This is a genomic window from Acinetobacter sp. PC34 (assembly GCF_051789135.1).
In the GTDB taxonomy this organism is placed as follows: Bacteria; Pseudomonadota; Gammaproteobacteria; order Pseudomonadales; family Moraxellaceae; genus Acinetobacter; species Acinetobacter johnsonii.
Genome location: NZ_CP196664.1, coordinates 3,287,577 through 3,302,948, shown reverse-complemented (window position 1 = coordinate 3,302,948; position 15,372 = coordinate 3,287,577). Strand labels below are relative to the sequence as shown.

At 44.2% G+C, this 15,372-nt stretch carries 16 protein-coding genes; 11 read left to right on the top strand and 5 right to left on the bottom strand.

Features of this window, described 5'->3' with window-relative positions; genetic code table 11:
- Window positions 1–169 precede the first annotated feature (169 nt).
- Together ACSC9N_RS16075 and ACSC9N_RS16070 are read left to right on the top strand one after the other, a co-directional pair.
- A complete protein-coding gene (locus ACSC9N_RS16075; protein ID WP_010325682.1) occupies window positions 170–940 on the top strand; it encodes a TorF family putative porin in 771 nt (256 codons plus the stop codon).
- Between the two features lie 346 nt (window positions 941–1,286).
- Complete coding sequence (locus tag ACSC9N_RS16070) at window positions 1,287–2,030, top strand: TorF family putative porin (RefSeq protein ID WP_004692873.1); 744 nt, start codon at window positions 1,287–1,289, stop codon at window positions 2,028–2,030.
- Window positions 2,031–2,138: 108 nt separating this feature from the next.
- Here ACSC9N_RS16070 and ACSC9N_RS16065 read toward each other — a convergent pair whose 3' ends face one another.
- A complete protein-coding gene (locus ACSC9N_RS16065) occupies window positions 2,139–3,626 on the bottom strand; it encodes a YifB family Mg chelatase-like AAA ATPase (RefSeq protein ID WP_010325683.1) in 1,488 nt (495 codons plus the stop codon).
- Between the two features lie 65 nt (window positions 3,627–3,691).
- Window positions 3,692–3,919, bottom strand: a complete 228-nt coding sequence (locus ACSC9N_RS16060; protein ID WP_004692854.1) for an accessory factor UbiK family protein — start codon at window positions 3,917–3,919, stop codon at window positions 3,692–3,694.
- A gap of 275 nt (window positions 3,920–4,194) precedes the next feature.
- Between ACSC9N_RS16060 and glnK the strand changes: the two genes are divergently transcribed.
- From glnK to ACSC9N_RS16025, 7 genes are all read left to right on the top strand, one after another.
- Entirely contained in the window at window positions 4,195–4,533 is a 339-nt protein-coding gene (glnK, locus tag ACSC9N_RS16055) for a P-II family nitrogen regulator (RefSeq protein WP_004281042.1), read from the top strand.
- 59 nt (window positions 4,534–4,592) lie between these two features.
- Window positions 4,593–5,996, top strand: a complete 1,404-nt coding sequence (locus ACSC9N_RS16050; RefSeq protein WP_010325684.1) for an ammonium transporter — start codon at window positions 4,593–4,595, stop codon at window positions 5,994–5,996.
- Between the two features lie 151 nt (window positions 5,997–6,147).
- Window positions 6,148–6,606 (top strand): transcriptional regulator NrdR, encoded by a 459-nt coding sequence (gene nrdR / locus ACSC9N_RS16045; protein ID WP_004692852.1) that lies wholly within the window; start codon window positions 6,148–6,150, stop codon window positions 6,604–6,606.
- 14 nt (window positions 6,607–6,620) lie between these two features.
- Entirely contained in the window at window positions 6,621–7,724 is a 1,104-nt protein-coding gene (gene ribD, locus ACSC9N_RS16040; RefSeq protein WP_010325685.1) for a bifunctional diaminohydroxyphosphoribosylaminopyrimidine deaminase/5-amino-6-(5-phosphoribosylamino)uracil reductase RibD, read from the top strand.
- Complete coding sequence (locus ACSC9N_RS16035; protein WP_004692850.1) at window positions 7,721–9,019, top strand: DNA adenine methylase; 1,299 nt, start codon at window positions 7,721–7,723, stop codon at window positions 9,017–9,019. The genes ribD and ACSC9N_RS16035 overlap by 4 nt, the downstream gene beginning before the upstream one ends.
- A 27-nt stretch (window positions 9,020–9,046) precedes the next feature.
- Window positions 9,047–9,706 (top strand): riboflavin synthase, encoded by a 660-nt coding sequence (locus ACSC9N_RS16030; RefSeq protein WP_010325687.1) that lies wholly within the window; start codon window positions 9,047–9,049, stop codon window positions 9,704–9,706.
- Between the two features lie 145 nt (window positions 9,707–9,851).
- Entirely contained in the window at window positions 9,852–10,400 is a 549-nt protein-coding gene (locus tag ACSC9N_RS16025; protein ID WP_004692848.1) for a VTT domain-containing protein, read from the top strand.
- Window positions 10,401–10,485: 85 nt separating this feature from the next.
- On the opposite strand, the gene blhA is transcribed toward ACSC9N_RS16025, so the two are convergent.
- The 3 genes from blhA to ACSC9N_RS16010 are packed head-to-tail and all read right to left on the bottom strand — an operon-like array spanning window position 10,486 to window position 13,002.
- Window positions 10,486–11,121: a cell division protein BlhA gene (gene blhA / locus ACSC9N_RS16020; protein WP_010325688.1), complete on the bottom strand. Its 636-nt coding sequence runs from the start codon at window positions 11,119–11,121 to the stop codon at window positions 10,486–10,488.
- Window positions 11,122–11,153: 32 nt separating this feature from the next.
- Window positions 11,154–11,561 (bottom strand): DNA polymerase III subunit chi, encoded by a 408-nt coding sequence (locus ACSC9N_RS16015; RefSeq protein ID WP_010325689.1) that lies wholly within the window; start codon window positions 11,559–11,561, stop codon window positions 11,154–11,156.
- Window positions 11,554–13,002: a leucyl aminopeptidase gene (locus ACSC9N_RS16010; protein ID WP_010325690.1), complete on the bottom strand. Its 1,449-nt coding sequence runs from the start codon at window positions 13,000–13,002 to the stop codon at window positions 11,554–11,556. Before ACSC9N_RS16010 ends, ACSC9N_RS16015 begins: the two co-directional genes overlap by 8 nt.
- A gap of 158 nt (window positions 13,003–13,160) precedes the next feature.
- Between ACSC9N_RS16010 and lptF the strand changes: the two genes are divergently transcribed.
- Window positions 13,161–14,261: an LPS export ABC transporter permease LptF gene (lptF, locus tag ACSC9N_RS16005; protein ID WP_010325691.1), complete on the top strand. Its 1,101-nt coding sequence runs from the start codon at window positions 13,161–13,163 to the stop codon at window positions 14,259–14,261.
- Between the two features lie 2 nt (window positions 14,262–14,263).
- Entirely contained in the window at window positions 14,264–15,334 is a 1,071-nt protein-coding gene (lptG, locus tag ACSC9N_RS16000) for an LPS export ABC transporter permease LptG (protein WP_130234828.1), read from the top strand.
- The last annotated feature ends 38 nt before the right edge of the window (window positions 15,335–15,372 follow it).

Here is a 15,372-nt window from a genome sequence, read left to right as displayed (position 1 = left end):
TTTCTAGTCGTCTGGAATCGGTTCAGAATAACCTATACCCAGATTGGAAAATGATGAATTACACAGCAGTTGCCTAGATAAAATTGACCTATTGTTAAAAAATAGCTTTAAAATTTATGGGTATGGAATCAGTAAATGATTCATGTCTAAAGAGATTTTGAGAGCTTAAATGCATAAGAATTCACATAAAATTGCACTATTTTTAATTTTTTTCACTGGCAGTGTGTCGGTCAACGCAAGCGAGCCCCAGCAACAAAGCTCAGAAGGCGGACTCAGTGGAAGCCTTGCTGTGCTCAGTCAGTATATCTATCGTGGGGGTATTGAAAATGACCAGCCTACCCTGCAAGCAGGGCTTGAATATGAACATACATCTGGTCTATATGCAGGTTATTGGGCTTCAACACTGAATTATGATGCAGCGGATATCAGCAAAGATCACGGTGTTGAGCATGACTTTTATATGGGTTATGCACACACACTCAGTCCAGATTTAAGCTATCGGTCGCATATTGTGACTTATTTATATAATGATGGCGGCTCGGTCTATAGTGAAGATCGCACAGAACGCCGAAGTACGACTGGAGCGGAATTTGTAAATAGTTTGAGCTATAAAGACTTTGATGTAGGCGTCACGGTGGCTTTAGTGGATGTGAGCTATGCCAACGCGGGCGATACTTATTTAAGCCTTGCACATCATTATGCTCTTCCACAACACTTTCAATTCAATAGTTCAATTGGTGCATCGATTTATCGTCAGCATGATGATGCCATACTCACTACAGAGAAGAACTTTACTGTTAATGAAGTTCGCTTAGGCCTGAGTAGGCCCTTTGCAGAGACAGGGATCGAGATGTCTGCGGATTATATTTATGGTGTGCATAATCGTATGGGCGAGGATTTAGAGGACCATCTGGTGCTGGGTTTAACTTACAACTTTTAAATGTTGTAGATATGAAAAGTGCATCCAGATCGGTTGGGGATGCACTTTTTTTATGCACTTAAAAACGTACCTTCCAAAGATGAGTCTCAAAATAGCGCATATTGTAAACAATTATGTTTGCTTGATGGGCTTGGCTTCAATTCACCGCGAAGAGGTTTAACGATCAAGTTGAGTGCGAGCTCAATTTTTTATATTTTAAATAATTTTAATAAAAACAATTATTTATAATGATTTTGTAAAAGGTGTATCTGAAGTTGAATTGAATGTGGCATAGCTATTGCTACTACCTACATGAGTTTATCGAAATAACCAAAAGACGTCGGATACGATGTGGGGGAATCAAACCATGAAATTTGCACTTAAGGCATTATCTTTAGCTGTGGTAGCTGCAGCTTCTACATTCACTTATGCAGATGAAGCAACGTCCGTTCATTCTGTGTCAGGGAATATTGGGGTTTTTTCTAGTTATAACTTACGTGGTATTACCAATACGCCTGAAAATGAAGATGCGACTATTCAAGGTGGTTTAGATTACAGCCACGCATCTGGTTTTTATGCAGGTTGGTGGGGTTCTACACTGGGTTATTCATTGGTTGAAGAAGGCCGTGATGCCTTTGAAAACAATTTCTACGCGGGCTATAACGGCTCAATTAATGATGATCTCGGCTATACTATTGGTACGACTTATTATTATTACTATGAAACAGATAATTCAGATACCAACGGTTTTGAAACTTTGCTTGGCTTAAGCTACAAAGACTTTGGCGTCACTGTACAGACTTTACTGGAAGATACCACTTGGAGTAACGCGGGTGATACTTATATTAAGGCAACTTATAGTTATCCATTGCCGAATGATTTCAGCTTAGATACGGCATTGGGCTTATATGCTTATCAAGACTCTGGCGATTATGAAGAAGCATTAGGGACGACGGAGAGTTTTGGTTTCCGTCATTTTGATGTGGGCGTGAGCAAACCTTTAGCTGAAACAGGTTTAACTGCAAGTATGAATTACACCTTGGGTGGTTATGACCGTGCGGACGTAAAACAAAAGAACAAAGTTGTCTTCGGTTTGAAGTATGAGTTCTAAGCTGTACGCTGCTTAAATATAAAAAAGCCCACTCCAATCGAGTGGGCTTTTTTTATCGGCGATGGGATTTCGCTCTAACTTGTCAGTTTTTATGAACAGTCAGCCGTTTTAGTGATGTTGCCCACGATAAGACAGGGCTTCGGTTAAGTGGCCTGTTTGAATCTGTTCAGACTGCGCTAAGTCGGCAATGGTTCTGGCCACTCTTAAAATACGGTGATACCCCCGAGCAGATAAGTTTAAGCGCTGTTGTGCCTTTTCAAAGATCAGCGCGGCTTGTTCATTGAGTGGCGCAAACTGTTCCAGTTGTTTGGGTGATAAAGCCATATTGAGACAAGCTTGGCGTTGCATTTGCCATTGATAAGCTTGAATCACGCGTTCACGTACAGTTGCCGAGTCTTCCACGGCTTGTGTGTCTTGCAATTCAGAAGCATGCAAGGGTGGTACATCAATATGTAAATCAATTCGATCCAGCAAAGGCCCTGAAATGCGGTTTTGGTAGCGTTTAATCGCCTCGGCTGAGCACTGGCAACGGCTATCTTGATTAAAAGCATAACCACAGGGACACGGATTCATTGCAGCAATCAGTTGGAAATTGGCTGGAAAGGTGATCTGCCGTGAAGCACGCGAAATCACAATCTCTTTGGCTTCTATCGGCTGTCTTAAAACCTCTAAAACCTTGCGGTCAAACTCTGGTAGTTCATCTAAAAACAGCACGCCTTTATGTGCCAAAGTAATTTCACCGGGTTTGGGTTGTGACCCGCCACCGACTAAGGCAACCGCAGAAGCTGTATGGTGCGGTGCACGAAATGGCCGCTGCCCAAAAGGATGTTGATGATTGGCCACCGAGTAAATACTCGCCACTTCCAAATTCTCTTGCGTATTCAAGGGCGGTAAAATACTGGCTAAACGTGAAGCCAATAGGGTTTTCCCTGTTCCTGGCGGTCCTTTAAATAGCAAAGAATGACCACCTGCTGCCGCAATCTCTAAGGCACGTCTCGGACGTAGTTGACCTTTAACATCGGCCAAATCAAATTTGTAATGTTGGGAGGCTTTTAGCGCCGTGGGTTGAAACTGTTGGATGAGATGGTTTTGCGACAGATGCTCACAGACTTGTTTTAAATGTTGCGCTGCAAACACTTGGAAGTTAGGCAGTTGAGAGGCTTCTTGCGCATTGGCCTCAGGTAAAATCAGTTGATGCCCAGCTTGCTGGCAGGCAATCGCAATACTTAAAGTACCTGAAATTGGTCGCAGTTGCCCATCAAGTGCCAACTCACCTATAAATTCAAAATTTTCAGTTCCTTGCTCAGGGATCTGGCCAGAGGCAATTAAAATACCCAGTGCAATAGGCAAATCTAGTCGTGAGCTGTCTTTGGGTAGATCTGCGGGCGCAAGGTTGATGGTGAGGCGTTTGGTCGGAAACTGAAAGCCACTATTGATAATGGCGGAGCGCACCCGATCTTTGCTTTCCCGAACCGCTGCTTCAGGAAGCCCCACAATAGTTAAAGAGGGTAGTCCTTGGCTCAGATGAACTTCAACTTCAACCGAAGGTGCGTGTAAACCGAGCAAAGCTCGAGTGTAAATTTTGGCAAAAGACATCTTTTGTTCCATTATAGTGCATTATTTTAATTCGTTATGCGTCTTTTGTTGCACCAAACAGGTGCTCATTTTTTGTTCTGAATGCGTAACTCTAAAGCTTCCACTTGTTTCAATAAGTCATTTAAACGCAAATTGGCATTATTCAGTGCAGTACGTTGACGCTCAATTTCATCTTTGGAAACCAAATCCATCTTGGTCACCGCTTCATTCAGCAGTGCGCGTAAATTATGTTCTAAGTCTTGTTTAGGTTGTTCGACTTGTTCCAGTATGGCTTGTAATAAAGTTTCAATCATTTCTATATCCAACAGTTGGAGACGTGACAGCAGTGTACCATTGCTGCTTCTGACTCTATAGCCTTTCAGATGAAATATGATTTCATCGATTGTAAAAAAATCATAAATCTTCGACTAAAAAACCTGAATTTTGAAGCTCAAAACGCATTTAAATGTATAGAATAGGGTATAAAGAAAACTCATGTCAGACTTTCTTTTCCCCCCAACCTAAGAATTTTTGGCATGAAATTTGAACATAAAACCTTACTGGTGAAATAAGCCGAAGGAAAACAAACATGAAGCTCGTAACTGCAATTGTAAAACCGTTTAAATTGGATGATGTGCGTGAAGCACTGTCTGAAATTGGTGTTCAAGGGATCACGGTAACCGAAGTCAAAGGCTTTGGTCGTCAAAAAGGTCATACTGAACTTTATCGTGGCGCTGAATATGTTGTTGATTTCTTACCAAAAGTAAAAATCGAAATCGCGATCAGTGATGAAATGGTCGACGCGGTGATTGAGTCAATCACACGTGTTGCTAGCACAGGAAAAATTGGCGACGGTAAAATTTTCGTCACAAATTTAGAGCAAGTCATCCGTATCCGTACAGGTGAAACAGGTGCCGATGCCGTTTAATTTGGCATGAAGTTTGCTGAGTAACACATAACTCGCACAAATTAGGTTGGGGGATACGAATGAAAAAGATGCTATTCGCGCTGAGCTTATCTGGCGCACTTTTAGGTGGTTCTGTTGCTTGGGCTGAAGAAGCAGCAACAGCGCCAACTCCATCAGAACAAGTCACAGTGGTTGAAACAACGGATGTGGCTGCTCCAGCGGTACAAGCGGTTGAAGCCGTTGCTGCTCCAGTAGAAGCACCCGCACCTGCAGAAGAAGAACCAACATTAGATACAGGTGATACGGCGTGGATTTTAGTTTCCACAGCACTGGTTTTATTAATGACCATTCCAGGTTTAGCGTTATTCTACGGCGGTATGGTTCGTAAGAAAAACGTCTTAAGCACTATGGCACATAGCTTTGTTGCTGCGGCAGTGGTGAGTATTGCATGGGTTATCATTGGTTATACATTGGCCTTTGGTGAGGGTAATGCCTTTATCGGTGGCTTAGATAAGTTCATGCTGACTGGGATTACCACAGATGCACTCACAGGAACTATTCCTGAAGTTCTATTCGTTATTTTCCAAATGACCTTTGCCATCATTACAGTTGCCATTATTAGTGGTTCAATTGCAGAACGGATGAAATTCGGCGCATTTATCGCTTTCATCTCGATTTGGGTAGTCGTGGTCTATGCACCAATTACTCACTGGGTATGGGGCGGTGGTTGGTTAGCAAATGATGGCGCACTCGACTTTGCTGGCGGTACTGTTGTACACATCAACTCAGGTGTGGCAGGTTTGGTTGCTGCATACATGCTCGGTAAACGTATGGGCTTAGGCCGTGAATCAATGGCTCCACACAACTTGGCATTAACCGTTGTGGGTGCAAGCCTACTGTGGGTCGGTTGGTTTGGTTTCAATGGTGGTTCTGCATTGGGAGCAAACGGCTCAGCAGGTTATGCATTGCTCGTGACTCAAGTAGCAGCAGCAGCAGCGGCAATCTCTTGGTTAATTACTGAAAAAGTTGCACGTGGTAAAGGTTCAGTACTCGGTGCTGCATCTGGTGCGGTTGCTGGTCTGGTAGTGATTACACCAGCAGCAGGCTTTGTGACTGTCGGCGGTGCACTGGCGATGGGTTTAATCGGTGGTGTGGTGTGCTTCTGGGGTATCAGTGCATTGAAACGTGCTTTAAAAGCCGATGACTCTTTAGATGCATTTGGTTTACACGGTGTGGGTGGTATTGTCGGTGCAATCTTAACGGCATTCTTTGCAAGCGATTTCATCATGGGCGACAAAGCACCAAGTGATGTAATGCATCAACTTTGGGTTCAAGTTGAAGGGGTATTGGCAACGATTGCATACTCAGCAGTATTAACCTTCATTATCTTAAAAGTGATTGATCTGGTGATTGGAATTCGCGTTGAATCTGATGATGAACGTATGGGCCTAGACTTGAGCCAACATGGCGAACGCGTGGACTAATCAATAGAATAATAAATAAACAGTATAATCAATATATTGTGTGAAACAGCCCGAAAGGGCTGTTTTTTTTCTATATCTAGAGTAAAACTCTACAAAACACCGAATTTTTGCTACACTCTAAAACCATTCAAATTTGTTCAATTTAACCACTATGCATTGTCCATTTTGCAACGCTGAAGACAGTAAAGTGATCGACTCACGTTTGGCCGCTGAAGGTTGTCAAATTCGTCGTCGTCGTGAATGTATTAGTTGTGGTGAACGATTCACAACCTTTGAAAGTTATGAAGTGGTCATGCCTCGTGTGATCAAGTCGGATGGCAAAAGTGAACCTTTTGATGAAGCAAAATTGCGTCGCTCCTTGATGCATGCTTTACAAAAACGTCCCGTGACGCAAGAGCAAATTGAAACCGTCTTGAGCGATATTCAGCTACAAATCCGCCGTTTAGGTGAGCGAGATGTGAAATCACGCACCATTGGTGAAATTGTTATGCAATCTTTATTTTCGTTAGATCATGTTGCGTATGTGCGTTTTGCATCGGTCTATCAAGACTTTCAAGATGTCGACGCCTTTCGCCACCAAATTGAACAAATGCAACAACGTGAACATTAAGCGAGTTGGCATCCATGTCTGAATTACAGTCCAGTGCTTTACACGCCGACCAAGCTTGGATGAAACAAGCGATTGCTTTAGCACTGCAAGGTCAATACAGCACCAAGCCAAATCCAAATGTAGGCTGTGTCATTGTCAAAGATGGGCTGTTGCTGGGGACGGGTTATCACCCTAAAGCGGGTCAGCCCCATGCAGAAGTTTTTGCGATGCGCGAAGCGGGCGAACAGACCCAAGGCGCAACGGCTTATGTCACTTTAGAACCTTGTGCACATTATGGGCGTACACCGCCGTGTGCCAAAGGTTTGGTCGAGGCAGGTGTGGCGCGGGTTGTGATTGCCTGTCCAGATCCCAACCCCTTGGTGGCCGGTAAAGGGGTACAAATCTTAAAAGAAGCAGGCATTGAGGTCGATGTCGGTATTTGCCAAGCCGAAGCGCATCAGTTGAATGCGGGCTTTTTAAAAGCCATGGCTACTGGCATGCCTTATGTGCGTTTAAAAGTTGCCTCTAGTTTAGATGGTCGAACGGCGATGGCTTCGGGTGAGTCAAAATGGATTACAGGCTCAGACGCACGTTTAGATGTTCAGCATTTTCGTGCCATTTCTGGCGTCGTGATCACGGGGATTGAAACTATACTGGCCGATGATCCTCAGCTCAATGTCAGACAGCTTCAGGGTGTTACGGATCTGACAACGGTTGTACAACCGAAACGTCTGGTGTTCGACCGTCAAGGCCGCTTGCCTCTGACGGCCCAAATTTTACAGCAGCCGGATACCGTGATGGTGATGGGGCCTTATCGGCAAGCATTGGCTGATTTAGGCGTGCTACAGTTTGCTGTACAGCCTTTAGATCAGTTATTAAAGCAGTTGGTTCAATCGCATCAAATTTATGATGTCATGGTTGAGGCAGGTGCAACGTTATCGACGGCTTTTTTACAAGAAAAGTTGGTCGATGAAATGATTAGTTATGTTGCACCGACCTTATTGGGTCAGTCTGCACGTGCAATGTTCAATGCTGAGTTTTCTCAGATGGCAGAGCAACTCCGCTTTAAGCTTATGGATGTCACACAATTCGGTGATGATGTGCGCTTAACGCTTATCCCTTCTCAAGAGTCATTATGAGTTCAGAGTCTACGGTTTATCATAAACGTCGTCACGCGGCACGTACCACCGATGAATATCTCTTTCATCAACTTGTTCCTTATTTGGGGAATAAGCGCCGTCTGTTGCATCTGATTTTAGAGGCGCTTGAGAGTACAGGGACTTTAAACCGTGCAGATGGTCGTGCGCCTATTTTTGCCGACTTCTTTGCGGGTTCGGGCGTGGTCTCGCGTTTGGCGCGTCAAAATGGTTATCGCGTGATTGCCAATGACTGGGAGCCGTATAGCCATGCCCTGAACCATGCCATTTTGGCTTGTACCGAAGCGCCTGCATTTAAAGAGTTGGGTGGTTATCAAAAAGCCATTGATTATTTAAACCGCTTGCCTGAAGTTAAGGGCTGGGTAACGCATAATCTGTGTCCGCGAAATGATGAAATTTATGATCCAAGCCGAGATCGTTTGTTCTTCAAACGTCGCAACGGCATGCGCATTGATGCGATTCGTCAGCAAATTGCCACATGGCAGGCACAAGGGGCAATCGATGATGTGGAGATGTCTGCTTTACTAGCACCGCTGCTGTATTCTGCAAGTTTTGTCAGCAATACTTCCGGCGTCTTTAAAAGTTTCCACCATGGTTGGGGCGGTAAAACCCAAACAGCGCTAGAGCGGATTGAATCCTTGTTGTGGTTAACTCCAAGTCGTTTTAGTGAAGTGGGTGATAATAAGCAAAAGAATCCGATGGCTGAAATGTGGTGTGTCGATGCGCAGCATTTGGCCAACCAAATGAGCAGTTTTGAGGTCGATGTAGCTTATCTAGATCCACCCTATAACCAGCATGCCTACAGCAGTAATTATCATGTCTTAAATGCTTTAACCTTATGGGATCAGGTAGATTTACCAACACCAGACACCAAAGGTTTTAAAAGCGGAATTGACCGTGCGTGGCGCAAAGAGCGTCCGAGTCCTTATAACTCGTCAAAGTATGCCAAAGAGGCATATGAAAAATTACTTTCGACCATCAATGCACGTTACATTCTGACCAGTTATTCAACCGATGGTAATATTGAAGCAGGGGACTTGCTCAAAGCCAATTTGGAGCGAGGTCGCGTGACTTTATTAACGCAGGATGTACCGCGTTATCGCGTGAGTAAGCAGCGTCAGTCTGAGCGTGCGCGTGTGTTAGAGTTTATTGTGATCACGGATACCCATGCCAAGTCAGGTCCGCCAATTCGTCAGCTACTGGGGCAGTTGTACCATTATGCCGAATTGGGCGGGGTCGATACATCTGGGGTTACGACACAGTTGGCGCTGTGGTAAAAATATAGAGGTAGGTAGAAATCAGAAATGTTTACAGGGATCATCGAAAGTCTGGGCACAGTTGAAAGCGTACAAAATGTCGGTGGCGATGTGCGGTTGCGCATTGGTACAGATCTTGATATGTCAGATGTACATTTGGGTGACTCGATTGCCACCAATGGCATTTGCCTCACAGTGATTGACTGGGGTGAGCACTGGTATGCTGCCGATGTCTCACGTGAAAGTTTAAACCGAACCACACTGGCCCACTGGAAAGTTGGACAACGTGTTAATGTGGAAAAGGCGATGTTGCCCACCACACGTTTTGGTGGACACATTGTGTCAGGTCATGTCGATGCTGTGGGTGAAATCACCGTTGTGCGTGAAGATGCACGTTCGCTTTATTTTGAAGTGACTGCGCCAGCTGAGATTGCACGTTACTTGGCAGAAAAAGGCTCGATCACGGTTGATGGAATCAGTTTAACCATTAATCATTTGCGTGGGCGTATTTTAAGCCTCAATTTAATTCCGCATACGGCTGAACGAACCAACATTGGAACGTGGAAGGCAGGCAGTCAAGTGAACCTTGAAGTGGATGTGTTAGCACGCTACATTGAACGTTTGATGATGGGTGATAAGGCTGCGGAAACTCCCCCACAATCTAAAATTAGTTTAGACTTTTTGGCACAAAATGGTTTCTTGAAATAGAAAAATCGTTTAGATTGCAGCAAGAATAGACAAAAGATGAGCTCCCTATTTGCCCAAAATGAGGGAGTTTTTCTTTTGAAATTAATAGGTAAGCAATTGAGTATGATGAAAGATAGTACGCAGTTCATTGCACGGATCGGTGACAATGATTGATTTTTTTCTCCATCTAGAACAATTATTGCCCGTACTGCTTGCAGAATACGGCCTTTGGATTTATGCGATTCTTTTTCTGATTATTTTTGCAGAAACTGGTTTCGTTTTTATGTTCTTTTTGCCGGGTGACAGTTTACTGATTGCCATTGGTGCCTTATGTTCCAGCTCGGATTTAATCCATATCCATACCATGGGTATTTTGATGATGATTGCTGCCGTATTGGGCTATATCGTCAATTATTATACTGGTCAGAAGCTGGGCTTTAAATTTGCCCATCAGCATTCGCGTTGGCTGAAACCCGAATATATGATGAAGACCAATCAATATTTCTTAAAGCATGGCGGTAAAACCATTTTAGTAGCACGTTTTATTCCTTTTGTACGTTCTTTCGCGCCTTTTGCTGCGGGCGCAGGGCATATGAGTTTGGCGACTTTTATGTGGTACAACGTGACTGGTGGCCTGATTTGGATTGGTAGTTTGTTGGCGATTGGTTATGGTGTGGGCAATACCTTATCATTTATGGTTGATGTGTTGGTTTGAGATCGAGACAGAGCACATCAGCCGAGCAAAACAAGGGTGCATAAAAAAACTCACCGAAGTGAGTTTAAGTGGAAGCTTAGGCCTGTTAAGCAGAATTGGACACCACTTCATCAGAAAAGTCTGAATTTTTCAAAATATAGTCAATTTCTTCTTGAGCCGCGGCTTGCAGCTTACTGCGGTAGCTGGCTACAGACTCTTCAATTAAGGTTTCCGCTTCAAGCTCTAAACGTAAACGGACACTTTCTAACTCAGACAAAATTTGTGAGTCATCTATGCCAAATTTACCTTTGGCATAGTCCAGAGCTTGTTCAGGTGTTTTCTCGTAGCGTGCGGTGTAGCTCAAAATTTCTTGATCGACACTTTGACGCATCACATTTAAAGCTTGGGTTTGCTCATTGAACTGACGGATTTCGTCTTTTTTGAGGCTTTCCGCATAAGCTTCCTGCGCTGCGCGTTTGTCTGCTAGTGATTTTTCCAACGCTTGTTGTTTACGAATTCGCGCTTCTTCAATCAGCTGTGCTTTCAGATCGGCATACGCTTGTTCAATTTTCTGGGTCGAGACGGCTTGAGCGCGTTGGTCTTGTTCAATCCAACTGTGCAAACCTGTTTCAGGTTTGAGTACATCGCAGACGCGACTCAGGTCATCAATAAAGGCCTGACGAACAGCATCAGGTACATTTAACCAGCGCTGTTTAAAATCTGGACCAACATTCAATGCCACTACGCATCTCCTTATTTAGACGGGGGAATCATTTAAAGCTTGAAGGTTCGAGCTTCAACCCCGAGACGTCTATATTGTTTAAATTTTTCACGACCTTGTTGTTTGGCCGATTCGTTATTTTCAATAATTTCTATAATGTGGCTAAATTTTTCGAACTGTTCAAGAGCTTGATCGTTAAAATTGAACACAATCCAATCGGATTGCTCAGGCAGTTGGGCTGAGATACAAATGCGCGCATCGATTTGATTAATGCCATGTGGAATAAAGCTCGTATCATCAAAACTCCACAAACGTTCATCCAATTGCTGTTGTAGTTCAGGGTCGCTTGCATACAGCCAGATTCGCTCTGGCTGACGCAAGATTTTACGACATAAACGACAAGCACTTTCGACTTGTCGTTCAGGACTTTGTTCAAATAGATAAAAGCTAATATTAGCCATTAGACTGCGCACGATGAGCTAAGAATTGCATCAATAAGGGTACTGGGCGACCGGTTGCCCCTTTATTGGCACCCGAGTTCCATGCTGTACCTGCGATGTCCAAATGCGCCCAGCGGTAATCACGGGTGAAACGTTGCAAGAAGCACGCTGCAGTTACAGCACCGGCTTTAGGCCCGCCAATATTGGCAATATCGGCAAATGGAGAGTCTAGCTGTTCTTGATAGTCATCAATCACAGGCATGCGCCAGACGCGGTCAAAGCTATTTTGACCTGCTTCAGATAGTTCGGCCGCCAGTTTGTCGTCTGGGGTAAACATACCCGTTAAGACTGAACCGAGTGCCACGACACAGGCGCCCGTTAAGGTTGCAATATCAATGACCAGTTCAGGGTTAAAGCGCTTCACATAGGTCAATGTATCGCACAGCACCAAACGACCTTCTGCATCGGTATTTAAAATTTCAACGGTTTGACCACTCATGGTGCTCACGATGTCACCTGGACGCGTAGCTTTGCCTGAAGGCATATTTTCAGCTGCCGCAATCGTACCTACGACATGAATGGCTAAACGTGATTCACACAGGGCACGGAGCGTCCCTAGAACCGATGCTGCACCACACATGTCGTATTTCATTTCATCCATACCAGCACCCGGCTTCAATGAAATGCCACCTGTATCAAAGGTGATTCCTTTACCGACCAAGACCACTGGGGCTTCAGTACGTTCAGCTTGATACTCAAGGGTAATAATACGGCCTGGGCGGTCTGAACCTTTGCTCACCGCAAGGAAGGAATGCATGCCCAGATCAGCCATTTGTTGCTCATCAAGGACATTAACACGGAGTAGGTCAGGATATTGGGCTGCCAGTTCTAAGGCTTGCTCTGCCAAATATTCAGGGAAGCAGATATTGCCCGGACGGTTGCCTAAGTCACGTGCAAAGCTTTGACCTGACTGCACAGCTTCAATCAGTTTAAGTTGTGCAGCATTCAGCGGCGACTCAGCGGCAATCAGGCTGATCTGTTCAAGTACGTTGTCGGCTTTTTTTGATTTGAATTCATCAAAAGCATATGCCGCTTGCGTCAAACTGAGGGCAAATAAATAATGGAGTTCAGCTGGAAGGGCTGAAAGGTCAAGGCTGATGTGTTTGAATTTTTTTTGTGAAGCTTTGATAATGGTTTGAGCAATTTTCACCAGCTTTGCTGCTTGTAATTCAGCTGCTTTCCCGACACCCACCAAGGCTGCATTGGGGCTTGCAGGAATTTGACCAATGAGGCTCAAGGTTTCATTGAACACAGCTTTAAACTGAGTCGCTTCAATTAAGTTGTTTAAATCATTAATTTGATAAGCATTTGCAAGATGTTGCGTGTTTTCAGAATCTACTAATATCAACAAAAATTGGCTAGACGTATTCTCTGTGAATGACGTATTAATAGAGAGTTTCATAAGTTTTATTTAAGCCTTATAAAGTTTGAAAATGATTAAACCACTGAAACATTAACATGAATAGAGTTGCAAAGTGCAACAAGAGTACAGGTTTTATATTTTCACTATTCGGGTAAACTAGCGCTAGTTTTTATTCACCTATTTTTGGAAGAATTAATTTGATTATTCGGCGTTATCTGGTCAAACAAGTGGTGTCGACATCCTTGGTTGTGATCGCCTTATTGACCTTGATCATGATGGGCGGTCGTTTGATCAAGTATTTTGGCGTAGCCGCGCAGGGTCGCTTAGATGCAGGTATTTTATTTAGCATTATTGGCTATCGTTTGCCTGAATTTTTAACGCTGATTCTTCCTCTAGGCTTTTTTATTGGGCTGATGCTGGTTTTTGGTCGTTTGTATGTCGATCATGAAATGGCAGTACTCAATGGTAGTGGCGTCAGTCGTAACCAATTGGGGCGACTGCTGATTCCTATGACCGTGGTGTTTCTTGCCGTTCAGGCAGTGCTGATGCTATGGATGGCACCGTGGGGTGTTCGTCAGTTTGAGCAACTCACCACCAGTCAGGCGGTGCGTACTGGTTTTGATTTGGTTCGACCCAAAGAGTTTATTTCATCGGGTCCCTATACCATTTATGCGGGTGATTTATCCGAAGACCGTAAAAACCTCAAAGATATCTTCTTCTATCAACGCGCTGAAGCAGAAGGTAAGCCTGATGTGATGATTTTGGCCAAAGAAGCCACGCGGGTTGAAATTGAAAACGATCCAGCCAATGTGGTGGATTTGGTGCAAGGTCGCCGTTATGAAATTTATCCGGGACAGCCGCGTTATAGCCAAGCCGAGTTTCAGTCTTATCGCCTACGTTTAGAAAATGATAAAGAAGCAAAGTTTGAAAGTGCCGATGTTGAAGCATTGTCCACCATGAAACTTTGGGATAATCGTAATGATCCTGTTGTGGCGAGTGAGTTGGGCTGGCGTATTTTTGTACCGTTTGCCATTGTAGTGGCGTTGCTCCTTGCTGTGGCTTTATCTGAAGTGAGCCCACGCCAAGGCCGTTATTTAAAGTTGTTCCCTGCATTGCTTATTTTTGCCAGTTTAATCGTGGCTTTGATGGCCATTAAAACTCGAGTCAGTAAGGAAGAAATGGGGATTTGGGCTTATCCAATGATCTTGGTGATCTATGCGATAGCAGCGGCTTTGTTTTCGCGTAAGCAAAAGCTTGCCCCAAAAATTAAGAAAACATTACAACGAGCGGGGTCTTAATCATGTTCGCACGTCGTATAGTCGCAAAACATGTGACCAAAACCACCGCGATGGCGATGCTGGGTGCTACCGCTATTTTATCGGTCTTGCAAATTCTATTTACCTATTTGGGTGAGTTAGGCTCTCTTAAAGAAGGTTATGGCGTTTGGGATGCTTTACGTTATGTACTGTGGGGAGCACCGCAATATCTCTATGAGATTCTACCGATTGCCGCGTTAATTGGCTCGGTACTGGGACTGGGCACTTTGGCTTCAAACAGTGAGCTGATTGTGATGCGCTCGGTGGGGGTGAGTCTTTGGCGGATTGTTGGTTGGGTGATTCGTTCGGCTTTAATTTTGGTGGTACTGTCATTCGCTTTAAGTGAATGGGTGATTCCTTATACCAATGAGCAAGCTAAAGGTGTGAAAAGCCATCGAACTGTGGCTGAACTTGGTGAAGTACGTGGTTACTGGACACGAGAAGGGCAGCGTTTTATTTATGTTGATTATGCCAATTCTCAAGGTCAGCTGAAAAATGTGCAAGTGGTCGACTTTGATAATAATGCTCGTTTGAAAGGCGTTTTAAATGCTGAGCAAGGTCAGTTTGTGCAAGATGGTCATTGGATTTTAGAAAATACCGCCCAAGTTGATTTGCTGCCGACAGGCAATGCTACGGCACAAAAGGCCGCTGAAACGCCTTTGGCATTGGCACTGCAGCCGAAATATGTGCACATGGTGACGATTGATCCTGAAGACCTTTCACCGAGTCAATTGGTCAGTTTCATGAGCTATATGCATGAATACAGCCAAGTGCCTAAAACTTATCAGTTGGCTTTTTGGCAGAAAGTGGCGTCTCCATTTGCCTTGATTGCTTTGGTATTGATCGCCTGTTCCTTTATTTTTGGTCCACTGCGCCAACAATCGATGGGCTTTCGTTTGGTGATTGCACTGTTTACAGGCTTAGGTTTCTTTTACCTACAAGACTTCTTGGGTTATGCAAGTTTGGTGTATTCGCCTTCACCCGCATGGTTTGTTTTTGTGCCGATTTTACTGATGTTTGTCGCAGGTGGTTATTTATTACAACGTGCGCGATAACTGTACGATATTGAAGAAAACAATGCGGATGATGGTGT